The organism is Pseudarthrobacter sp. 902506025, from assembly GCF_040702325.1.
GTDB lineage: Bacteria > Actinomycetota > Actinomycetes > Actinomycetales > Micrococcaceae > Arthrobacter.
Map to the genome: position 1 here is coordinate 59,359 of NZ_JBFBKW010000011.1, position 21,310 is coordinate 80,668.

11 protein-coding genes are annotated in these 21,310 nt (G+C 67.6%); 6 read left to right on the forward strand and 5 right to left on the reverse strand.

The genetic code is table 11. The features are described from left to right. Positions 1-49 precede the first annotated feature (49 nt). A complete protein-coding gene (gene ffh / locus AB0280_RS17865; protein ID WP_159631738.1) occupies positions 50-1,633 on the reverse strand; it encodes a signal recognition particle protein in 1,584 nt (527 codons plus the stop codon). An 84-nt stretch (positions 1,634-1,717) separates the two neighbouring features. Between ffh and AB0280_RS17870 the strand changes: the two genes are divergently transcribed. Then, positions 1,718-3,121 carry a glucose-6-phosphate dehydrogenase gene (locus AB0280_RS17870; RefSeq protein WP_366368181.1) on the forward strand — a complete coding sequence of 468 codons (1,404 nt, stop codon included), beginning with the start codon at positions 1,718-1,720 and terminating at the stop codon, positions 3,119-3,121. Between the two features lie 98 nt (positions 3,122-3,219). Here AB0280_RS17870 and AB0280_RS17875 read toward each other — a convergent pair whose 3' ends face one another. Both AB0280_RS17875 and AB0280_RS17880 read right to left on the reverse strand, forming a co-directional pair. Continuing rightward, positions 3,220-3,558 carry a P-II family nitrogen regulator gene (locus tag AB0280_RS17875; RefSeq protein ID WP_159631736.1) on the reverse strand — a complete coding sequence of 113 codons (339 nt, stop codon included), beginning with the start codon at positions 3,556-3,558 and terminating at the stop codon, positions 3,220-3,222. Then, positions 3,555-4,907 carry an ammonium transporter gene (locus tag AB0280_RS17880; protein ID WP_307493307.1) on the reverse strand — a complete coding sequence of 451 codons (1,353 nt, stop codon included), beginning with the start codon at positions 4,905-4,907 and terminating at the stop codon, positions 3,555-3,557. Before AB0280_RS17880 ends, AB0280_RS17875 begins: the two co-directional genes overlap by 4 nt. Before the next feature lie 226 nt (positions 4,908-5,133). Between AB0280_RS17880 and AB0280_RS17885 the strand changes: the two genes are divergently transcribed. Further along, positions 5,134-6,375: an MFS transporter gene (locus tag AB0280_RS17885; RefSeq protein ID WP_275181324.1), complete on the forward strand. Its 1,242-nt coding sequence runs from the start codon at positions 5,134-5,136 to the stop codon at positions 6,373-6,375. A gap of 9 nt (positions 6,376-6,384) precedes the next feature. Here AB0280_RS17885 and ftsY read toward each other — a convergent pair whose 3' ends face one another. Together ftsY and smc are read right to left on the reverse strand one after the other, a co-directional pair. After that, positions 6,385-7,590: a signal recognition particle-docking protein FtsY gene (ftsY, locus tag AB0280_RS17890; protein ID WP_275181323.1), complete on the reverse strand. Its 1,206-nt coding sequence runs from the start codon at positions 7,588-7,590 to the stop codon at positions 6,385-6,387. A gap of 62 nt (positions 7,591-7,652) precedes the next feature. Further along, entirely contained in the window at positions 7,653-11,240 is a 3,588-nt protein-coding gene (gene smc / locus AB0280_RS17895; protein WP_275181322.1) for a chromosome segregation protein SMC, read from the reverse strand. A 229-nt stretch (positions 11,241-11,469) separates the two neighbouring features. Here smc and AB0280_RS17900 point away from each other — a divergent pair, with 229 nt between their 5' ends. The 4 genes from AB0280_RS17900 (at position 11,470) to AB0280_RS17915 (ending at position 21,307) form a co-directional block, all read left to right on the forward strand. Continuing rightward, a complete protein-coding gene (locus tag AB0280_RS17900; protein WP_275181321.1) occupies positions 11,470-12,492 on the forward strand; it encodes a 3-oxoacyl-ACP synthase III in 1,023 nt (340 codons plus the stop codon). Beyond that, a complete protein-coding gene (locus AB0280_RS17905) occupies positions 12,486-15,188 on the forward strand; it encodes an alpha/beta fold hydrolase (protein WP_366368183.1) in 2,703 nt (900 codons plus the stop codon). Before AB0280_RS17900 ends, AB0280_RS17905 begins: the two co-directional genes overlap by 7 nt. Then, positions 15,185-16,156, forward strand: a complete 972-nt coding sequence (locus AB0280_RS17910; RefSeq protein WP_366368185.1) for an NAD-dependent epimerase/dehydratase family protein — start codon at positions 15,185-15,187, stop codon at positions 16,154-16,156. The genes AB0280_RS17905 and AB0280_RS17910 overlap by 4 nt, the downstream gene beginning before the upstream one ends. Before the next feature lie 393 nt (positions 16,157-16,549). Continuing rightward, positions 16,550-21,307: a DUF4082 domain-containing protein gene (locus tag AB0280_RS17915; RefSeq protein ID WP_366368187.1), complete on the forward strand. Its 4,758-nt coding sequence runs from the start codon at positions 16,550-16,552 to the stop codon at positions 21,305-21,307. Positions 21,308-21,310 lie beyond the last annotated feature (3 nt).

The following is a 21,310-nucleotide window of genomic DNA, read 5'->3' on the forward strand; positions in this document are numbered from 1 at the left end:
GTGTCGTTTTGACCGGTCAAAACGACACCTGGCGCTACTCAGTTGGTTGCTACTTGCCCATGAACTTGTCGAAGCCCTTGGGAAGGTTCAGCTGGGACGGGTCGAAATCGCCGCCCTGCTGGCCGAAGGCCGCGCCGGTGGGCAGTGCCTTGGCAGCGTTGGCCCGGCGGGCCTCGGCCTCCTTGCGCTCCTGCGCAGCCTTGGCCGGGTTTCCCGACTTCGGCTTCTTTTTCGGCGCGTTCTTGGCATTCTTGCGCGCACCGCCGCCGGCTCCGGGCAGGCCGGGCATCCCGGGCATTCCCGGCATGCCGCCCTGTGCCATCTTCTTCATCATCTTCTGGGCCTGGGCGAAGCGCTCCAGCAGGCCATTGACCTCGGAGACGTGGACACCGGAACCACGGGCGATGCGGGCGCGCCGTGAGCCGTTGATGATCTTGGGGGCCAGCCGCTCGTGGGGGGTCATGGACCGGACGATCGCCTCGACGCGGTCAATCTCCCGCTCGTCGAACTGTTCGAGCTGCTGCCGGATGTTCTGCGCGCCCGGCATCATCATGAGCATCTTCTTCATAGAGCCCATGTTGCGGATCTGCTGCATCTGGGCCAGGAAGTCTTCGAGGGTGAAGTCTTCCTGGTCGGCGAACTTCTTCGCCATGCGGGCAGCTTCGTCTTTGTCCCAGGCCTTTTCGGCCTGCTCGATGAGCGTGAGGATGTCGCCCATGTCCAGGATGCGCGAGGCCATCCGGTCCGGGTGGAACAGCTCGAAGTCGTCCAGGCCTTCACCGGTGGAAGCGAACATGACCGGCTTGCCGGTGACCGACGCAACGGACAGTGCGGCACCACCGCGGGCATCGCCGTCGAGCTTGGACAGCACGATGCCGGTGAAGTTCACGCCTTCGTCGAACGCCAGGGCCGTGTTGACGGCGTCCTGGCCAATCATGGAGTCGATCACGAACAGGACTTCGTTGGGGACGATGGCCCGGCGGATCTGGCGGGCCTGCTCCATCATGCCGGCGTCCACGCCAAGGCGGCCGGCGGTGTCCACGATGACGACGTCGTGCAGCTTCTGTCGTGCTTCCTCCACACCGGCGCGCGCGACGGCGACCGGGTCACCGGCGGGCTGGTCCAGCTCCGTGGAGGTGGCTCCCGGGTGCGGGGCGAAGACCGGCACGTTGGCGCGCTGGCCCACCACCTGGAGCTGGGTGACGGCGTTGGGGCGCTGGAGGTCGCACGCCACCAGCAGGGGGCTGTGGCCCTGGGCCTTCAGCCACTTGGACAGCTTGCCGGCCAGGGTGGTCTTGCCCGCACCCTGGAGGCCGGCCAGCATGATGACGGTGGGCCCGTTCTTTGCCAGCCGGATCCGCCGGGTCTCGCCGCCGAGGATCTCCACGAGTTCCTCGTTGACGATCTTGACGATCTGCTGGCTGGGGTTCAGGGCAGCCGAAACCTCGGCGCCGAGTGCGCGTTCGCGGACGCGGCCCGTGAATTCACGGACCACCGGAACGGCGACGTCGGCGTCCAAAAGGGCACGGCGGATCTCGCGGACAGTGGCATCAACATCGGCCTCCGTCAGGCGGCCCTTGCCGCGGAGATTCTTGAAGGTTGCTGTCAACCGGTCAGAGAGTGAATTGAACACGCGCCGTGAACTTCTTTCAGGAGATGATCGGGACTCGACTATCTAGGGTATCAAGTCAGGCACGGTAGATGGCATGCTGGCAAAATGACGAGCCAAACAACTGTCAAGACCCTGCTCATCCTCGGCGCCTCGGGCGACCTCACGGGCCGGCTCCTCCTGCCGGGCCTCGCCCGCCTTGTTGCGGCAGGCCGGGCGGAGGGCCTCAGCCTGGTGGGCGCGGGTTCGGATCCCTGGACACCGGAACAATGGCGGGAGCGGGTGGAGTCGTCCTTTGCCGCGGCGGCCGGCACAGCCGACCAGCCGGGGAAGGACGCCCTGGAGGCCATGCAGAAGGAGACGGCCTACCACCAGGTGGACGTCACGGCCAAGGGTGCCCTTGCTGCCCTGCTCGCCGGGCTGCACGGCCCGGTGGCCGTCTACTTCGCCCTTCCGCCCAGGATCAGCCAGCTGGCCTGCGAGACGCTCCAGCCGGCGGAGGTTCCGGAAGGCACCCGCCTGGTGATGGAGAAGCCGTTCGGCTCCAGTGAGGAGTCGGCCCGTTCCCTGAACCGGACCCTGAGCCGTCTTGTCCCGGAGGACCACATCCACCGGGTGGACCACTTTTTGGGCAAGGCCACGGTCCTGAACATCCTGGGCCTGCGGTTTGCCAACAACTTCCTTGAACCCGTGTGGAACCGGCAGCACGTGGAAAAGGTGGAGATCTTCTTCGACGAGGACCTGGCGCTGGAAGGGCGTGCCCGGTACTACGACGGCGCCGGCGCGCTCCGCGACATGATCCAAAGCCACCTCCTGCAGGTCATGGCCATCATGGCGATTGAACCGCCTGCCACTATCGGCGAGCGCGACCTCCGGGACGCGGTCTCCGCCGTCCTCCGCGCCAGCAGCGTCAGGACCCCCTTCACCGACTCAACGCGGCGGGCCCGCTACACGGCGGGTTCCGTGGCAGGCAAGGAGGTGCCGGACTATGCCAAGGAGGACGGGGTGGACCCCGCCCGGGGCACGGAAACCCTCGCCGAAATCCAGGTGGACATCGACAACTGGCGCTGGCGGGGAGTCCCCTTCATCCTCCGCTCGGGCAAGGCCCTGGGCGACAAGCGGAAGGAAGCGGTGGTCACCTTCCTTCCGGTGCCCCACCTCCCGCAGGGCTTTACCGGGGTGGACTCCCCCAACCAGCTGCGGATCGGTTTTGGTCCGGACACGCTGGAGTTCGACGTCGACGTCAACGGTCCCGGGAACATCTTCAGCCTGGGCCGGGTCACCCTGGAAGCGGAACTGAGCGCCTCCGACCTCCTGCCCTACGGTGAAGTGCTCGAAGGTGTCCTGACCGGCGACCCGCTGCTGTCCGTCCGGAGCGACACTGCCGAGGACTGCTGGCGGATTGTCGAGCCGGTGCTCAAGGCCTGGGAACAGGGCAAAGTTCCCTTGGAGGAGTACGACGCCGGATCGGCCGGCCCGGCGTCGTGGCCCACCAACCGGCAGAAGGACTGAGCCTTCACGGCAGACAGGAACGGGCGGGAACCTTTCGGTTCCCGCCCGTCCTGTCTCACTCTTCAGTTGTTGCCCTGCAGGGGACCGTGCCGCCCCGCCTAAATGGCGGCCACTCCGCGTTCCCCGGTCCGGACGCGCACTGCCTCATGGACGTCCATGGTCCAGACCTTGCCGTCCCCGGCCCGGCCGGTGTTGGAACTGGCAATGATCACGTCCAGGATGTCGTCGGCCTGTTCGTCCGTGGCCAGGACTTCCACCCGGATCTTGGGCAGGAGGTCCACGTTGTATTCCGCTCCGCGGTAGACCTCGGTATAGCCGCGCTGCCGGCCGTACCCGCTTGCCGCGCTGACGGTCAGGCCCTGCACGCCGTAGGCTTCCAGGCCCTCCCTGATGGCTTCGAGCTTTTCCGGCCTGACGATTGCAGTGATCAGTTTCATGCCCCCACGCTTTCCTTACCTGTTGCCGGCTGTGCCTTTTGCGCACCCGGTGCTGCCTGGACCGTCTCGCCCTGGCCCTTGCCGGTGATCATGTCGTGCAGCGGCTGGAAGCTTCCACCGTGGCCGCTGAGACCGAACTCGTAGGCAGTCTCGGCGTGCAGGCTGAGGTCCACACCCACCGTTTCCTGTTCCTGCGAGACCCGGAAGCCCATGGTCTTGTGGATGGCCAGCGCAATGATGGACGTCAGGACCGCTGAGTAGGCAATCGCGATGCCGGCTGCCGCGAGCTGCGCCCACAGCTGGGTGAGTCCGCCGCCGTAGAAGAGGCCGCCGCCAACACCGTCGGTGGGCAGTGCGATGAAGCCCAGGGCCACGGTGCCGATGATGCCGGAGACGAGGTGGACGCCGACGACGTCCAGGGAGTCATCGAAGCCCCAGCGGAACTTGAGTCCAACGGCGAGGGCTGAGGCGACACCGGCGACCACGCCGAGGCCAAGGGCACCGACCGGGCTGACGTTGGCGCAGGCGGGGGTGATGGCCACGAGGCCGGCCACGACGCCGGACGCGGCACCGAGAGAGGTGGGGTGTCCGTCGCGGATGCGCTCGGTGACGAGCCAGCCGAGCATGGCCGCGGCCGGGGCTGCGAGGGTGTTGATCCAGATGAGGCCGCCCTGTTCGGCAGTGGTGGCCGCGCCGCCGTTGAAGCCGAACCAGCCGAACCACAGGATGGCTGCGCCGAGCATGACGAACGGGATGTTGTGCGGGCGGTGGTTGGGGTCCTTGCCGAAGCCCTTGCGGTTGCCGATGATCAGGACCAGGATCAGTGCTGCCACACCTGCGTTGATGTGGACCACGGTGCCGCCGGCGAAGTCGATGGCCGGGCCGAGGGCCTTGCCGATCGCGCCTTCGGGGCCGAAGAGGCCGCCGCCCCACACCATGTAGGCCAACGGGCAGTACACCAGCGTGACCCAGACGGGAACGAACACGGACCAGGCGCCGAACTTGGCGCGGTCGGCGATGGCGCCGCTGATCAGGGCCACGGTGATAATGGCGAAGGTGGCTGCGTAGCCCACCTTGATCAGCCCGTCAGGGGTGGTGATCCCTTCAAGGCCGAATGTGGCGAACGGGTTGCCCACAATTTCCATGAACCCTTCCCCGGAGCTCATGGAGGCGCCCCACAGGACCCAGACAACGCCCACCATGCCGATGGAGATGAAGCTCATCATCATCATGTTCAGGGCTGCCTTGGCGCGGGTCATGCCGCCGTAGAAAAATGCCAGACCGGGTGTCATGAACAGCACGAGAGCTGCCGCTACCATGACCCAAACGTGACCTGCGGTAAGTTCCATGGTGCACGTCCTCTCTCATCGAATCTTGCGGAATACTCCGCCTGCCAACGCCTTTTTGCGTCCTGTAATGAGTGTGTGGGCGGCGTGTTTCGCCCGCGGAGGATTTAGATTGCGGGCCTGTTACAACAACCTCTAGGAAGTAAATGGTGCATATCCGCCTTGTTACGGTTATGTTTCCGCACCCGCGCAGCCACCCGGCTCCCTTTCCAGCAAGGACTCCTGCACCATGACGGCACCACCCCGCTCAAGCGGCGCCACTTCGAGGTTTTTGGCCCGGCTGAGGCCCCAGCGGGAGAAACTCCCCCGGGACATTAAGGTGATGCTGGCCGCGGCGTTCCTGATCGCGCTTGGCTTCGGGCTTGTTGCGCCGGTATTGCCGCAATTCGCAACAACCTTCGGTGTGGGGAACACTGAGGCCGCTGTCATCGTGGCCATCTTCGCTTTCATGCGCCTTGCATTCGCCCCTGCCGGCGGCGCCCTGATCGGCAGGCGCGGGGAACGCCCCATCTACGTTGCCGGGCTGCTGATCGTGGCGCTGTCCACTGCGGCGTGCGCCTTTGCCCAGGACTACTGGCAGCTGCTGCTCTTCCGCGGGCTGGGCGGGGCCGGGTCTGTGATGTTCACGGTGGCATCGATGGCCCTGGTGGTCCGGCTGGCGCCGCCCCAAAGCAGGGGCAGGGTCTCGGGGGCCTACGCGTCGGCCTTCCTGATCGGAAATGTGTGCGGGCCGATCGTGGGCGGCCTGCTGGCGGGACTGGGCCTCCGCGTCCCGTTCCTTGCTTACGCCGCCGCACTGCTTGTGGCCGCGTTCGTTGTCCAGACCCAGCTGAGCCACCAGCGCCGGGGAGGCGCCGAGGTACAGGACCGCGCCCCGGACATGCGCTTTGGCGAAGCGCTGGCTGCCGGAACCTACAGGTCCGCCCTGGTCTCCAGCTTTGCCAATGGGTGGGCGACCTTTGGCGTCCGGATGGCAACGGTGCCGCTGTTCGCCGCGGCCGCCTTCGGGGCAGGTCCTCAGGCCGCTGGCCTGGCACTGGCAGTATTTGCTGCCGGCAACGCCGCTGCCCTGACCTTCTCGGGACGGCTGGCGGACTCCGTGGGGCGGAAGCCCATGATGATCTCCGGCCTGTTGGTGGCGGCCCTGTCCACTGCAGCCATCGGCATCACCTCAGACCTGCCCTGGTTCCTGGCGGCGTCGACGCTCGCCGGCGTCGGGTCCGGTCTCTTCGGTCCCGCCCAGCAGGCCGCCGTCGCCGATGTCATTGGCAACGGGCGGTCCGGGGGCAAGGTGCTGGCGGTGTACCAGATGACGTCCGACGTCGGAGCGATCGTTGGGCCGCTCGTGGCGGGGATGCTGGCCGACAGGCTGGGGTTCGGCTGGGCTTTCGGCGTGACCGGCGGGGTCATGCTCCTTGCAGCCGCCGGCTGGCTGCCCACCCGCGAGACACTGCGCGCGGCCGGCTCCTAAGCGCCCCTGTCAGTTCAGCAGGGCGTCAACAAAGCCTTCGGTGTCAAAGGGGGCAAGGTCGTCGGCGCCTTCGCCCAGCCCGATGAGCTTGACGGGCACGCCGAGGGTCTTCTGAATGGCGACGACGATGCCGCCCTTCGCAGTTCCGTCCAGCTTGGTCAGGACGATGCCGGTGATGTTGACCACCTCCGAGAAGACCCGCGCCTGGTTGAGCCCGTTCTGGCCGGTGGTGGCATCCAGCACCAGCAGGACCTCGTCCACCTCGGCCAGCTTCTCCACGACGCGCTTGACCTTGCCCAGTTCGTCCATCAGGCCCACCTTGTTCTGCAGGCGCCCGGCGGTGTCGATCATGACCACGTCGACTTCCTGCTCGATGCCGGCCTTCACTGCCTCGTAGGCAACCGAGGCGGGGTCGGCCCCGTCGATGTCCGACTTCACGGTGGGAACGCCCACGCGCTGGCCCCACGTGGCCAACTGCTCAGCGGCAGCGGCGCGGAACGTGTCCGCGGCGCCCAGCAGGACGTCCTTGTCCTCGGCCACCAGCACACGGGCAAGTTTGCCCACGGTGGTGGTCTTGCCCACGCCGTTCACGCCCACCACCATCATCACGGCGGGCTTGTCGGCATGCCGCTGTACGTTGAGGCTGCGGTCCATGGTGGGGTCCACAAGCTTGATGAGTTCTTCCCGGAGCATGGTCTTGACGTGTTCGGGGGTGCGGGTGCCCAGTACCTTGACGCGCTCCCGGAGGGCGTCAACCAGCTGCATGGTGGGTTCGGTGCCCAGGTCCGCGAGCAGGAGGGTTTCCTCCACTTCATCCCAGACGCTCTCGTCGATCCGGTCGCTGGACAGCAGCGCCAGCAGGCCCTTGCCCATGACGTTGTTGGAGCGGGCCAGCCGTTCCCGAAGCCGGGCCAGGCGGCCGGCGACGGGCAGCGGGGTTTCGACGGGAATGGTTTCCAGCCCGGCCGCATTGTCCGGAACGGCGGTGGTGTCCAGCCCTTCGAGGTCCACACCCTCCGGAGCCCTGCCTTCGATGGTTCCTTCGCGGTCCGCCACCGCCGTGCTTCCGCCGGAGCGGATTTCGGGGTCGTTGGCATCCCTGGTGCCCGGGTAGCGGGTGATGTTCCTCCGCGTCTTCAGCAGGACCGGAATCAGCCCGCCGATGACCACCAGCGCAGCAAGAATGGACAGAACAATGGGAAGGATGTCATTCACTCCCCTAGCTTCTCACAAACGGGCCGCCCGCTTCCGGCAGCCATCAGGCAGCTGACCAGCCGCTATACCTCGGCCCCCAACCGCTGGCTGATGACAGTGGAGACGCCGTCGCCCCTCATGGTGACCCCATACAGCGCGTCCGCCACTTCCATGGTCCGCTTCTGGTGCGTGATGACGATGAGCTGGCTGGATTCCCGGAGTTCTTCGAAAATGGTGATGAGCCGGCCGAGGTTAGTGTCATCCAGGGCCGCCTCCACCTCGTCCATGACGTAGAAGGGCGAGGGCCGCGCCTTGAAGATGGCCACCAGGAGCGCCACTGCGGTCAGGGAGCGTTCGCCGCCTGAGAGCAGGGACAGCCGCTTGATCTTCTTGCCGGCAGGGCGGGCCTCCACTTCGATGCCGGTGGTGAGCATGTCTGCCGGGTCGGTCAGGACCAGGCGTCCCTCGCCGCCGGGAAAGAGCCGCCCGAAAACCCGGACGAACTGGGCCCGGGTGTCCTCGAACGCTTCGGCAAAGACCCGCTGGACCCTGTCATCCACTTCCTTGATGATGTCCAGCAGATCCCGCCGGCTCGCCTTCAGGTCCTCAAGCTGGGTGCTGAGGAACTGGTGCCGCTCCTCCAGCGCCGCGAATTCCTCCAGCGCCAGGGGGTTGACCTTGCCCAGGCTTGCGAGGTCCCGCTCAGCCTTCCGCAGCCGTTTCTCCTGCTGCTGCCGGACATAGGGCTTGCCTTCCCGGATCTCTTCCCCGTCCGCGTCAACCGGGGCCCGCAGGGCCGCCCATTTGTCACCGGATTCCTCCGCCGGAACGGGCACCGGCACGTGCGGCCCGAATTCGTTGACCAGCGCTTCGGGGGTGATGCCCAGCTCATCCACGGAGCGGGTTTCCACCGCCTCGATCCTGGCGCGCTGCTGGGCCCGGGCGAGTTCGTCGCGGTGCACGTTGTCGGTGAGTTCGGCCAGCTCCCTGGCCAGGGCATCGTTCGCCTCCCGGATCTCCCGCAGCCCGCGGTCGCGGAGCTCGCGGTTCTCCTCGGCCAGATCCCGTTCGTGCCGCGCACGGTCCACGGAGACGTCCACATAGCCAAGAGCCAGTTCCACCCCCGAGGAAACGGCGGCCGCCCGCCGGGCCTGGATGCGACGGCGGCGGGCGCGCTCTGCCGCCTCCTCACGGGCGCGGCGTTCGGTGGCGGCGGCGCGTTCCAGGGACGCCACCCTGTTGCGGGTGGCCACCAATTGCTCTTCGGCACTGCGCAGCGACAACCGTGCCTCGACCTCGGCTGCGCGGGCGGCGGAGGCTGCACGCGCCAGGGCGTCGCGCTGCTCCGTGGACGGCTCCTCTTCCACCGGCGCTTCCTGCGCCGCGGCCAACCGGACAGCGACGGCGGCGAGCGCTTCCTCTTCCGCCGCGACGTTGCCTTCGGCCCGTGCCAGGGACGCTGCCAGCCGTTCGCTCTCGCCAACGGCGCTGCGCAGGACAGAGTTCAGGTGGCCCAGACGTTCGGCTACGGCGGCGAGGCGGGCGTCGGACTCGTGCAGTTTGTCGAGCGCTGCGTCCGCCTCCTCCTGCGCCCCTGTGCGCCGCGCCTCCGCGGCGGCCAGGGCAAACCTGTTCCGCTCCAGGTCCGCCGTGACCGCCGAAAGTCCGCGCTCGGCGTCGTCCACGGCCGCCTGCACCTCGAGGAGGGACGGCGCCTTGGCAGAGCCGCCCGTGGCGGAGACGGCAGTGAAGACGTCCCCTTCGCGGGTGACGGCGGTCATGTCCGGCAGTGCGGCAACCAGGGCAGCCGCGGCCTCGATGCCGGGTACGACGGCGGTCCGGGACAGCAGGTGCCGGACCAGGGCGACGTGCCCCGAAGGCCCATCGACCAGGCCGGCGGCCCACTGCGCTCCCTCAGGCAGCGTCACCTGCCCGCCATCCCCCAGACGGGGTTCCGCGGCCGATGCGAGGAGCAGCGACGCCCGCCCGGCGTCGTCGTCCTTGAGCCGCCTTAGTACAGCGGCCGCCGCCTCCCCGTCCTGGACGAGCACTGCCTCTGACGCTTCCCCCAGGGCGGCGGCGACGGCCGGCTCGTACCCGCCCTGCACGGTGATCCCGGCAGCGAGGCTTTCCTGCACGCCGGGGAGCCCGGACTCCAGCACGTGCCTGGCACCGTCCTTGCGGTCAAGGCCGAGCTTCAGGGCATCGAGGCGCGCGGCGAGGGCGTCCCGCTTGCGGACCCCCTCGTTGACGGCGGCTTTGAGGTCCGCGATCTCCCCCAGCACGGCGTCCAGGACATCGCTGGCGGCCTCATAGTCGGCGTCAAGGGATTCCTCTCCCTCCTCCACGCCGGCCACCTGGTTTTCCAGCGCCGTGAACTCGGCCTGGGCACGGGCCCGGCGTTCAGTTCCGGCGGCAAGGGATTCACGCAGCCTTCCAAGTTCCGCCTGGGCGGACTCCACCCGGGACCTGGCCGCCGCGACCTGGCCGGCCAGCCGCGCCAGGCCCTCGCGCCGGTCCGCTGCGGCACGGAGCTGCGCGGTGAGCCGCTGGTCCTCGGCCTGTGCGGCCCGCTCCGCTTCCACCTTCGCTGCGCTGGCCGCGTCCAGGGCGCTCCGCCTGGACTGGATGTCCTGTTCGAGTTCGGCCAGTTCCTGCCGCACCCGGGCTGCCTGGCGCTCCAGCTGTTCGGGGTCCCGGCCGGAAGACGGCGCGGCATCCTCGGAACCCAGCAGCCGGCTCCGTTCCGTGGCGAGCGAGCCGAGCGACCGAAGCCGTTCACGGGCCGTGGACAACCGGTACCAGGTGTCCCTGGCGGCATTGAGCCGCGGTGTGGCCTCGGCTGCGAGCTGTTCCAACGCTGCCTGCTGCCTGCGCCCGGCCTCGAGTTCCTGCTCGACGGCGGTCCGGCGCGCCTTGAGCGCCGCTTCGTCCGCCACATCCTGCTCCAGCGCCTGCTGCAGCTGCACCAGGTCGTCGGCGAGCAGGCGCGCCCGGGCGTCCCGGACGTCGAACTGGACCCGCTGCGCGCGGCGGGCCACCTCGGCTTGCTTCCCAAGGGGCGTGAGCTGCCGCCGGATCTCCCCGGTGAGGTCGGTCAGGCGCTGGAGGTTGGCCTGCATGGCCTCGAGCTTCCGTACCGTCCGTTCCTTGCGGCGCCGGTGCTTGAGGATCCCGGCAGCCTCCTCAATGAAGCCGCGGCGGTCCTCGGGAGTGGCGTGCAGGACGCGGTCCAGCTGGCCCTGGCCCACGATGACGTGCATTTCCCGGCCCAGGCCGGAATCGGAGAGCAGTTCCTGGATGTCCAGCAGGCGGCAGCCTGCGCCGTTGATGGCATATTCGGACCCGCCCGTCCGGAACAGCGTCCGGGAGATCGTGACTTCGCTGTACTCGATGGGGAGTGCGCCATCGGTGTTGTCGATGGTGAGCGAAACGTGGGCGCGGCCCAGCGGCGGACGCCCGGACGTGCCGGCAAAAATGACGTCCTCCATCTTGCCGCCGCGCAGGGTTTTGGCCCCTTGCTCGCCCATGACCCACGCCAGGGCGTCCACCACGTTGGACTTGCCGGATCCGTTGGGACCCACGACGGCGGTGACGCCGGGTTCGAAGTCGAAGGTGGTGGCGGACGCAAAGGACTTGAACCCCCGGACGGTGAGGCTTTTGAGGTGCAAGGCTTTTCTGGTCTCCTGGAGCGGGTGGGGCATTTTGCTGGAACCGGGTTACTACAATCTACTGCGCAGGACCGACATTTCCCGGCAGCAGCACCCGGGAACCGGCACGGGCACCGGGGGTGGATATGCGTGTTCCGGCACTGCAAAGGCATAGTTAAGCTCTTGAGCCTGCGCAGATGTGGGTACGGTCACCGCAGGAACGCGGGACGAAAACGAAGAGGGGCTTGAATTGGCAGGTAATGCAACCTTCCGCCACAGCAACACCGCGCTGCTCTCGGTGAGCAGCGTCGAGGCTCCAAGGATTGTGAGCTCCACGGACTTTGACCGGCGGCTGGCATCGACCCTGCAGCGGCTCAAGTTTCCGCCGCGGCTGCTTGAGCGCGTGGCGGGCATCACGCACCGCCGGTGGTGGGCTGCCGGAACGTCGTTCGACGACGCCGCGGTGGAAGCCGGCGCCAAGGCCCTCGCCGAGGCCGGCATCGAAGCCTCCGACGTCGGGCTGCTGATCAACACCTCGGTGACCCGGCGCAACCTTGAACCCTCAGTGGCGGTGAAGATCCACCACAGCCTGGGCTTGCCGTCGTCGGCCATGAACTTCGACCTTGCCAACGCCTGCCTGGGCTTCGTGAATGCCCTGACCCTGGCAGCCAACATGATCGACTCGGGCCAGATACGGTACGCCGTCATTGTCAACGGCGAGGACGCCCAGCTGACGCAGGAGGCCACCCTGGCCCGGCTGCAGCGTCCCGAGACAACGCGCGATGACTTCAACCGGGAGTTCGCCACCCTGACCCTGGGATCCGGGGCGGCCGCGGCCGTCCTGGGGCCCGCCGACGAGCACCCGGGAGCACACCGGGTGGTGGGCGGCGTAATGCGCGCCGGCACCGAGCACCACGAGTTGTGCGTGGGCGGCATCGACGGCATGAACACCGACACGAAGGGGCTGCTCGACGGCGGCCTCCAGCTCGTGGTCGATGCATGGCAGGAAGCCCAGCCCGAATGGGACTGGGCCGCGATGGACCGCTACGTCACGCACCAGGTCAGCAACGCCTACACCCAGGCCATCATCGATGCGATCGACCTGGACCCGGACAAGGTGCCCATCACGTTCCCGCACTGGGGCAATGTGGGTCCGGCATCGCTCCCTATGACGCTCGCAGCCGAGGCGCAGTCGTTGGGCAGCGGTGACAGGGTGTTGTGCATGGGCGTCGGATCCGGCCTGAACACCGCAATGCTGGAAATCGTTTGGTGATCGCGGACTGGCCGGGCGTCAACCCCGAGTGGTCGCGCCACATCGATGTCCCCTCCACATCGGGGGCTGACTTCCCCGGCACGGTGCGCCGCTGGCACCTGCTGGACAACGGCGGGGAACTGGCACGCCGCGGCCTGGCTCCCCAGGGAACCCTGTTGTGCGTTCACGGCAACCCCACGTGGTCCTACCTGTGGCGGAGCCTGCTGGCCGCCGGTTCGGATCCCGCGCACCCGTGGCGCGTGGTGGCCGTGGACCAGCTGGACATGGGTTTCTCCGAGCGGACCGGGACCTTCCGGCGGCTGGCGGACAGGATCAACGACCTTGGCGACGTGACCGCCGCCCTGGACCTGGCAGGGCCCGTGGTCTCGGTGGGCCACGACTGGGGCGGGGTCATCAGCCTCGGCTGGGCGCTGGCCCACACCGACCAACTGGCCGGCGTGGTCCTGACCAACACCGCCGTCCACCAGCCCGCCGGCTCCCCCATCCCGCCGGCGCTGCGCCTTGCCCTCCACCCTGCCGTGCACCGGTGGGGCACCACCACTACCGATGCTTTCCTGCGGGTGACGCATTCGCTGGCACACCCGCCGCTGCCCGCGGACGTGCGGAACGCCTTCATGGCCCCGTACCGCAGCGCCCCACGCCGTGCGGGGGTGGGCAACTTCGTGGCGGACATTCCCGTTGACGCCTCACACCCCAGCTTTGCTGCCCTCAACGGCGTCGCGGACGGCGTGCGCGGCCTTGAGGTGCCGGTCCTGATGCTGTGGGGCCCACGGGACCCCATCTTCTCCGACCGCTACCTGAAGGATCTGCTCACCCGCCTCCCTCACGCGGACGTGCACCGCTACGAGGATGCGGGGCACCTGGTGGCAGAGGACCGGAACATCGCGCCGGCGGTCTTCGACTGGCTTGCCGGCCGCGTCACGCACGGCGGCGACAGTGTAGCGGACCCTGGCCCAGCTGCTGAAGGCGACGCGGTCACTGGACCCGCCGCCCCGGCTGACGGCCGTGGCTTCACGCCCTTGTGGACGCTTCTTGGGGAGCTGGCCGGCGGACCGTCCGCGGGCGGAAGGGCCGTCGTCGAAATGGCACCGGATGGCACGGTGGCCCGCTCCCTCACCTGGCGGCAGCTGGAAGAAAGCGTCGGGCACCTCTCCGCAGGCCTGCAGGGGGCCGGCGTAGGACCGGGCAGCCGGGTGAGCCTGATGGTCCCGCCCGGGGTGGACCTGACCGTGGCCCTGTATGCCAGCCTGCGGCTGGGAGCCGTGGTGGTGGTTGCCGACGCCGGCCTGGGCACCAGGGGGCTGAGCCGGGCGGTCAAGGGAGCGACGCCCGATGTCCTGATCGGGATTGACAAAGCCCTTGCCGCTGCCCGGGCACTGGGCTGGGCGTCCAGGCGCATCAGTGTGCAGGACCTGCCGGCAGGTCCGCGCCGGCTCCTCGGGGTGGAGACCTCACTCGCCGCCCTGGCGAGGGCAGGCGCGGGGCGTGCCGCTGCCGGCACCGCTCCCGCCTCCAGCCCGGACGCGGACTCCCCCGCCGCCGTCCTTTTCACGTCCGGCTCCACCGGTCCCGCCAAGGGCGTGCTGTACACCCACCGGCAGCTTGCGGCCATGCGGGACACCGTGGCGGGAACCTTCGGCATCAAGCCGGGCCAGAAGCTGGTGGCAGGCTTTGCGCCGTTCGCCTTGCTGGGGCCGGCGCTGGGAACCGTGTCCGTAACGCCGGCCATGGATGTCACAGCGCCCCGAACCTTGACCGCGCGCGCTCTGGCCGATGCTGCAGCGGCCATCGACGCCACGGTGGTCTTCGCGTCCCCTGCCGCCCTGCGCAACGTCGTCGCCACCCGGGACGGCCTCAGCCCGGAGGGCACCGCTGCCCTCCGCCGCGTCCAGCTGCTGCTCTCTGCCGGCGCACCGGTTCCGGAACCTCTCCTTGCGGAGGTGCAGCGGCTGCTGCCCGCCGCCTCGTTGCATACCCCCTACGGCATGACCGAGGCCCTGCCTGTCACCGATATCAGCCTCGAACAGATCCAGGCCGCGGCGGCCGACGCCGAAGCCGGAAGAACGCCAGGGGCCGGCAACGGCGTCTGCGTAGGGCATCCCGTCCAGGGCGCCCGCATAGCCGTGATCCCGTTGGCGGCCGACGGTACCGCCCCGGGGGCCGAGCCGGTGACGGAACCGGGGGTAACGGGGGAAATCCTGGTCAGCGCGCCGCACGTCAAGGACGGCTACGACAGGCTTTGGCTGACCGGGCAGGCGAGCGCCGGGCCGGCCGGCTGGCACCGCACCGGAGATGTGGGCCATTTCGACGCCGATGGCCGCCTGTGGGTGGAAGGGCGCCTGGCGCACATCATCACGGCGCCCCCTGGAGTGGTCACTCCGGTCGGCGCCGAACAGGCCATCGAACGGCTGGACGGTGTTCGGATGGCAGCCGTCGTGGGCGTGGGGCCCGCGGGCACCCAGGCCGTCGCCGCCGTCGTCGAAACCGTACCGCCGGCCCGTAAGGCCGGCCCTGCGGGCACGGAACTGGCCAGGAAGGTACGGAGCGCCGCCCAGGGTGCAGGCGTGTCCGTGGCGGCAGTCCTGGTTGTCCCCGCGCAACCCACCGACATCCGCCACAACGCAAAGATCGACAGGTCGCGGCTGGCCCAATGGGCCTCGTCAGTGCTGGCCGGCGGCAGGCGGGTTGCGCCGTGAAAATCCTGGTCACCGGGGCAAGCGGCCTGCTGGGGCGGGAAGTGGCAGGGCTGCTGGTGCGCAGGGGCCACGCCGTCACCACCTTCCAGCGGCGTCCCTCAGGGGTCGACGGCGCGGCGGACCATTGCGGTTCGCTCACCGACGACGCCGCCGTCAGGACTGCCGTGGGGGACACCGAGGCAGTCATCCACCTCGCGGCCAAAGTATCCTTCACCGGCCGGGCCGACGAGTTTGACCGCGTGAACGTGGAGGGAACGCGGCGCCTGGTCCTGGCGGCGCGCGAAGCCGGAGTCAGCGACTTTGTATTTGTCTCCTCACCGTCGGTGGCCAATTCAGGCGCCGCCATCGCCGGACTCGGCGCAGAACCGGCCGATCCGGCACGCGCCCACGGCGACTACGCCCGCACCAAAGCGCAGGCGGAGCTTTTGGCCCTCGACGCGGACGCCCCGGGCTTCCGCGTCGCCGCCGTGCGGCCGCACGTGGTCTGGGGACCCGGTGACACCCAGCTGGTGGAACGCGTGCTGGCGCGGGCGGCCCGGAACCGCCTGCCGCTGCTGGATGCGGGCGCTGCGCTTATCGACACCACGTATGTGGACAATGCGGCGGCGGCGATCGTTGCGGCCCTGGACCGTATCAGTGAAATCCACGGGAGGGCGCTGGTTGTCACCAATGGCGAACCGCGGCCGGTAGGCGAACTGATTGCCGGCATCTGCGCCGCCGGGGGCGTTCCCGCGCCGTCGTGGTCCGTACCGGGAAAGCTTGCCCGGATTGCGGGATCAGTGGTGGAAAAAGCGTGGCCCAGGCTCGGCAAAGAGGACGAATCGCCCATGACCAGGTTTCTTGCTGAACAGCTGTCCACGGCACACTGGTTCGATCAGCGTGAGACCCAAAAACTCCTTGCCTGGACTCCCGCCGTCTCCATCGATGAAGGCCTTGAGCGGCTGGCGGACTACTACCGCTCCCGCTGAGCCGCTTCACCGGCGCTGGGGCGCCAGGCTCCCGTGACGTTGCCGGGACAGCTCATGGGCGCAGGGCTCATATCCCGGTGACGACGGGGCCCCAGGGGCCTGTGTGGATTTCCACACACCTGCCCGAAATGGTTTTCCATTTCCTGCAGGCGCGTCCCGGCCGCCCCTAGACTCTCGCTTACAGGGCTGCCTGCTGGCTGGCGTTGGTGGTCTCGAAGGTCTTTCGGACCGGTTCCCGCCAACGCCTTCCAACTGCCAGTGCAGACAGCTCCGGTTATTGGGTCCTGACGCAGGGACAACTGAATATCTTGGTTTGGCTGCCCCGGGGGGAGCGGCTTTCGGCAGGGACGCCAATGTCCCGCCGATACCTTCGCTTCAACCCAGGAGTTCACAATGCCCGCATCGAAGGCGCATCACCGGCTGGTCCTGAAAAGGACAGCTGCCACGTTGGTACTCGCTCTTCTTGCAGCATTGCTTCCCGCATTTGCACCCCTGGGAGTCCTCCAGTCCGCCTACGCCGCGGACCCTTGCGCGCCGCTGCTCAATCCCATTGCGTGCGAGAATTCGAAGCCGGGCAGCCCGTCCTCGGAATGGGACATCGACGGAGCCGGTGACAGCACCCTGCAGGGCTTTTCGACGGACATCAGCGTCAACGCGGGCCAACCGCTGCAGTTCAAAATCGATACAACCGCCAGCAACTACACCATCGCGATCTACCGGACCGGGTGGTACCAGGGACTTGGTGCCCGGAAGGTCGCCGATGTGGTTCCCTCCGCGCTCCGGCAGGCCCAGCCGCAATGTACTTCGGACGTGGCCACCGGACTTTACGACTGCGGCACGTGGGCCGTCTCCGCCACGTGGCAGGTCCCGTCCACAGCCGTCTCCGGCATCTACCTTGCAGTCCTCAACCGTCCCGACACCGGCGGCCGGAGCCACATCACCTTCATCGTCCGCAACGACAGCAGCCAGGCCCCTGTGGTCTTCCAGACCTCCGACCCGACCTGGCAGGCCTATAACACCTACGGCGGTTCCGATTTCTATGAAGGCGGCAGCAACGGGCGCGCCTACAAGATCAGCTACAACCGGCCCGTCGCCACCCGCAGCGGTCCCGATGGACGTGACTTCTACTTCAGCAATGAGTACCCCCTGGTCAGGTTCCTCGAAAAGAACGGCTATGACGTCTCCTACATCAGCGGCGTGGACACTGACCGGAACGGTTCGCTGCTGCTCAACCACAAAGTGTTCCTGTCCGTGGGCCACGACGAGTACTGGTCCGGCGCCCAGCGCGCCAATGTCGAGAAAGCGCGCGATGCCGGAGTGAATATGCAGTTCCTGTCCGGCAATGAAGCCTACTGGCGCACCAGATATGAACCATCGAAAACGGACGGGGCGGCGTACCGCACCCTGGTCTCCTACAAGGAAACCTGGTCGAACGCCAAAATCGACCCGAGCACTGAATGGACGGGAACGTGGCGCGATCCCCGCTATGCCGCACCCGCCAATGGCGGCGGACGGCCGGAGAACGGCCTGACAGGCACGATGTACATGTCCAACTTCACGGACCTGCCGGTCACGGTGAGCGCAGCGGAGGGGAAGTCCCGTCTATGGCGCAACACGTCCCTTGCCTCGCTCCCCGTGGGAGGCTCCGCCCAACTTGCGCCCCACACAGTGGGCTACGAATCGGACGAAGATCTGGACAACGGTTTCAGGCCTGCAGGACTGGTCAGGCTCTCCACCACTACCGGGGCCGTGGACCAGTACCTGCAGGACTTCGGCAATACCGTGAAGCCCGGCACAACAACCCATAACGTCACGCTGTACAAGGCCGCCAGCGGGGCCTTGGTGTTCTCTGCAGGCAGCGTGCAGTGGACCTGGGGGCTCGACCAGCAACATGACGGCCCCGGCGCGGCTCCTGATCCCCGGATGCAGCAGGCGCAGGTCAACCTTCTGGCGGACATGGGAGCCCAACCCGCCACTCTTGACGCGGCATTGACGGCTGCGAGCGCCAGCACCGACACAGCAGGACCGACGGTGTCCATCACCTCCCCCGCAGACGGCACCACCATCGCGCACGGATCGTCCGTGACGGTATCCGGAACCGCCACCGACACCGGGGGCATCGTGGCCGGCGTCGAGGTGTCAACGGACGGCGGCAACACCTGGCACCCTGCCCAGGGAAAGCAGAACTGGACGTACACCTACATCCAGAAGGGCCTGTCCACCGCCAGCATCCGGGTCCGGGCAATCGACGACAGCGCGAACGCCGGCACCGCGGCTACCCGGAGTATTTCGCTTAGCGGCCCGTACACCGTCTTCGGGCAGCAAGTCCCCCCGGTGGACGACGGCCAGGACGGCGGAGCCTACGAACTCGGCATGAAGTTCACCCCCACCACCGACGGTTTCATTACCGGCGTGCGCTTCTACAAGAGCACGTCCAACACCGGAACCCATGTCGGTTCGCTGTGGAGCCCTGACGGACAGCGGCTTGCCAGCGCTACTTTCGCTTCCGAAACCGCAACCGGCTGGCAAAAGGTTCTCTTCACCCAGCCTGTGGCTGTCACCGCAGGGACGACCTACACCGTCTCCTACACCGATCCGAAAGGACATTACGCGGTCAAGGACTACCAGTGGGCGTACTTCGGCTTCAGCGATCCGCCCATGACGGTGGCGGGAGGATTCGGAAGCCCGGCGGCAGGCGTCTACGGCAGCCCTGATACGTATCCGTCCGCCTCGTACGGCAACGGAAACTACTTCGTGGACGCAGTCTTCGACACCACGGACAACACTCCCCTGACGGCCTCGGGACAGTGGCCGTTGCCGGGATCCTCAAGCGTTCCCCAGTCGACCACCGTGGGCGCTGTATTCTCCAAGCCCGTGACGGCCTCCAGCGTACAGCTCAACCTCACGGCCGCGAACGGTACCCAGGTGGCCGGAACAACGGTGTACGACTCCGTGAGCCGCAAGACGACCTTTACGCCGTCCTCCCCGTTGGCGCTGGCGACGACGTACACCGCCGTACTCTCGGCGACTGCTTCCACGGGCGGCACCCTGACGGCGGGAGGGACGTGGTCGTTTACGACAGTCGTCTCTCCACCGACCCCCGGCACCTGCCCATGCAGCTTCTACGACGACTCGGTCCAGCCCGGCATCCCGGAGGTCAAGGACGGGACGCCGCTGACCCTGGGCATACGCTTCTCCAGCACCGCTGACGGCACTGTGACCGGCGTGCGGTTCTACAAGTCGGCAGGCAACACCGGAACCCACACCGGAACGCTCTTCTCGGGGTCGGGCACCGCCCTGGCGACTGTCACGTTTGCGAATGAGTCAACCTCGGGATGGCAGACGGCCTACTTCAACCAGCCAGTGGCAATGACCGCAAACACCGAATACATCATGGCGTACAAGAGCACCACCGGCACGTATTCGGCCACTGTCAACGGCTTTGGTTCCGGCCTCTCGTCGGGCAACCTCCGGGCGGTGTCCGACGCCGGAGCCTACTCCTACACCAGCGATTTCCCGGCCAACCGCTCGACAACGAGTTACCTGGTGGACGTCGTGGTCCAGTATCCGGATCCGCCGTTCACCGCGACCGGCCAAACGCCGCTTCCCGGCTCGTCGAGTGTTCCCCTTAACACCCTGGTATCGGCGACGTTCTCCAAGCCGGCCACAGCCTCAACGGTTGCCCTGGTCCTTACCGGGCCTGATGGTGCGGGAGTGCCAGGGGCCACGGCTTTCGACTCCACGGCCGGAAAGGTGACCTTCACACCGTCCGTTCCCCTGAACCCGTCCTCAACCTACACGGCAACCGTCACTGCCACGTCCAGCACAGGGCAGCAGCTCAGCGCCGGCGGCAGCTGGACCTTCACCACGGTTCCTCCGCCACGGGTCGAAGGCACGTGCCCCTGCACGCTCTACCAGGACACGGTGACGCCCACCACCCTCGAGGTCAAAGACGGTGTCCCGCTGTCACTGGGAGTGCGGTTCGCCAGCTCCGCCAGTGGCAACATCACCGGAATCAGGTTCTACAAAGCCGCTGGAAACACCGGAACGCACACGGGAACGCTGTTCACCGCGGCAGGGCAGCAACTGGCCAGCGTCACGTTCTCCGGGGAATCCACCGCCGGGTGGCAAACGGCAACCTTCAGCCAACCAGTGGCCATAGCCGCCGACACTGAATACATAGCCGCCTACAAGTCCCCCACCGGCACCTACTCCTACACCCAGGGCGGGTTCTCCACCGGCTTCACCAGTGGCCCGTTGCGCACCACGCAGGGCTCGGGCGGATACTCGTACAGCAGTGATTTCCCCGGCAACTCGTCCAGCAACAGCTACCTTGTGGACGTGGTCTTCACAAGCACAGCCACAGCGTCGCTGACGGTCAGCTCCCTCTCACCCGCAGCTAACGCAACGGGGGTGGCGGTGGACACCAAACCCGCACTGACGTTGTCAGCGGCGGTACAGCCGGGCTCGGCGTTGCTGCTTTCCACCGGAGGAACCAGCATTACGGGCAGTTCCGCCCTGTCGGCCGACGGGCGGACCATCACTTTCAGCCCCGCGCAACTCCTGCCGGCGGGCGCTGCCATCACGGCAAGCGCCAGTAACGTGGTTTCCACGAGCGGCGCCGTCCTCGCGCCCACCTCCTGGCAGTTCACCACCGCGAGCCCCCCGCCACCCAGCCAGACGCTCTTCTCCAGCATTCAGCCGCAGGTTGCGACGTCTACGGAGACCCGGGCCATCGATCTGGGTACTGCGTTCCGGACCACGGCGCCCGGGACGGTTACTGCCCTGCGCTTTTACAAGGGGCCAAACAATACCGGAGTCCATACGGGCGCCCTGTGGGATCCGTCTGGCGTCAAGGTGGCGGGGGTGACCTACGCGAACGAGACAGCGAGCGGATGGCAGACAGCCGTCCTCTCAACGCCCGTCAGGCTCACGGTGGGGTCCACGTATGTGGTGTCCTACAACGCCCCAGCGGGCAAGTACTCGTACACCAGCAACTTCTTTACCAAAGACTGGACCAGCGGGGTGCTCGTGGCTCCAGCCGCAAAAAACGGTCTCTTCAGGTATGGGACGGGAACGGCTGTGCCCAACCGGACATCGTCCGGCACCAACTACTTTGTCGACGTTGTCTTCGCGCCGGATCCGGCCTGAACG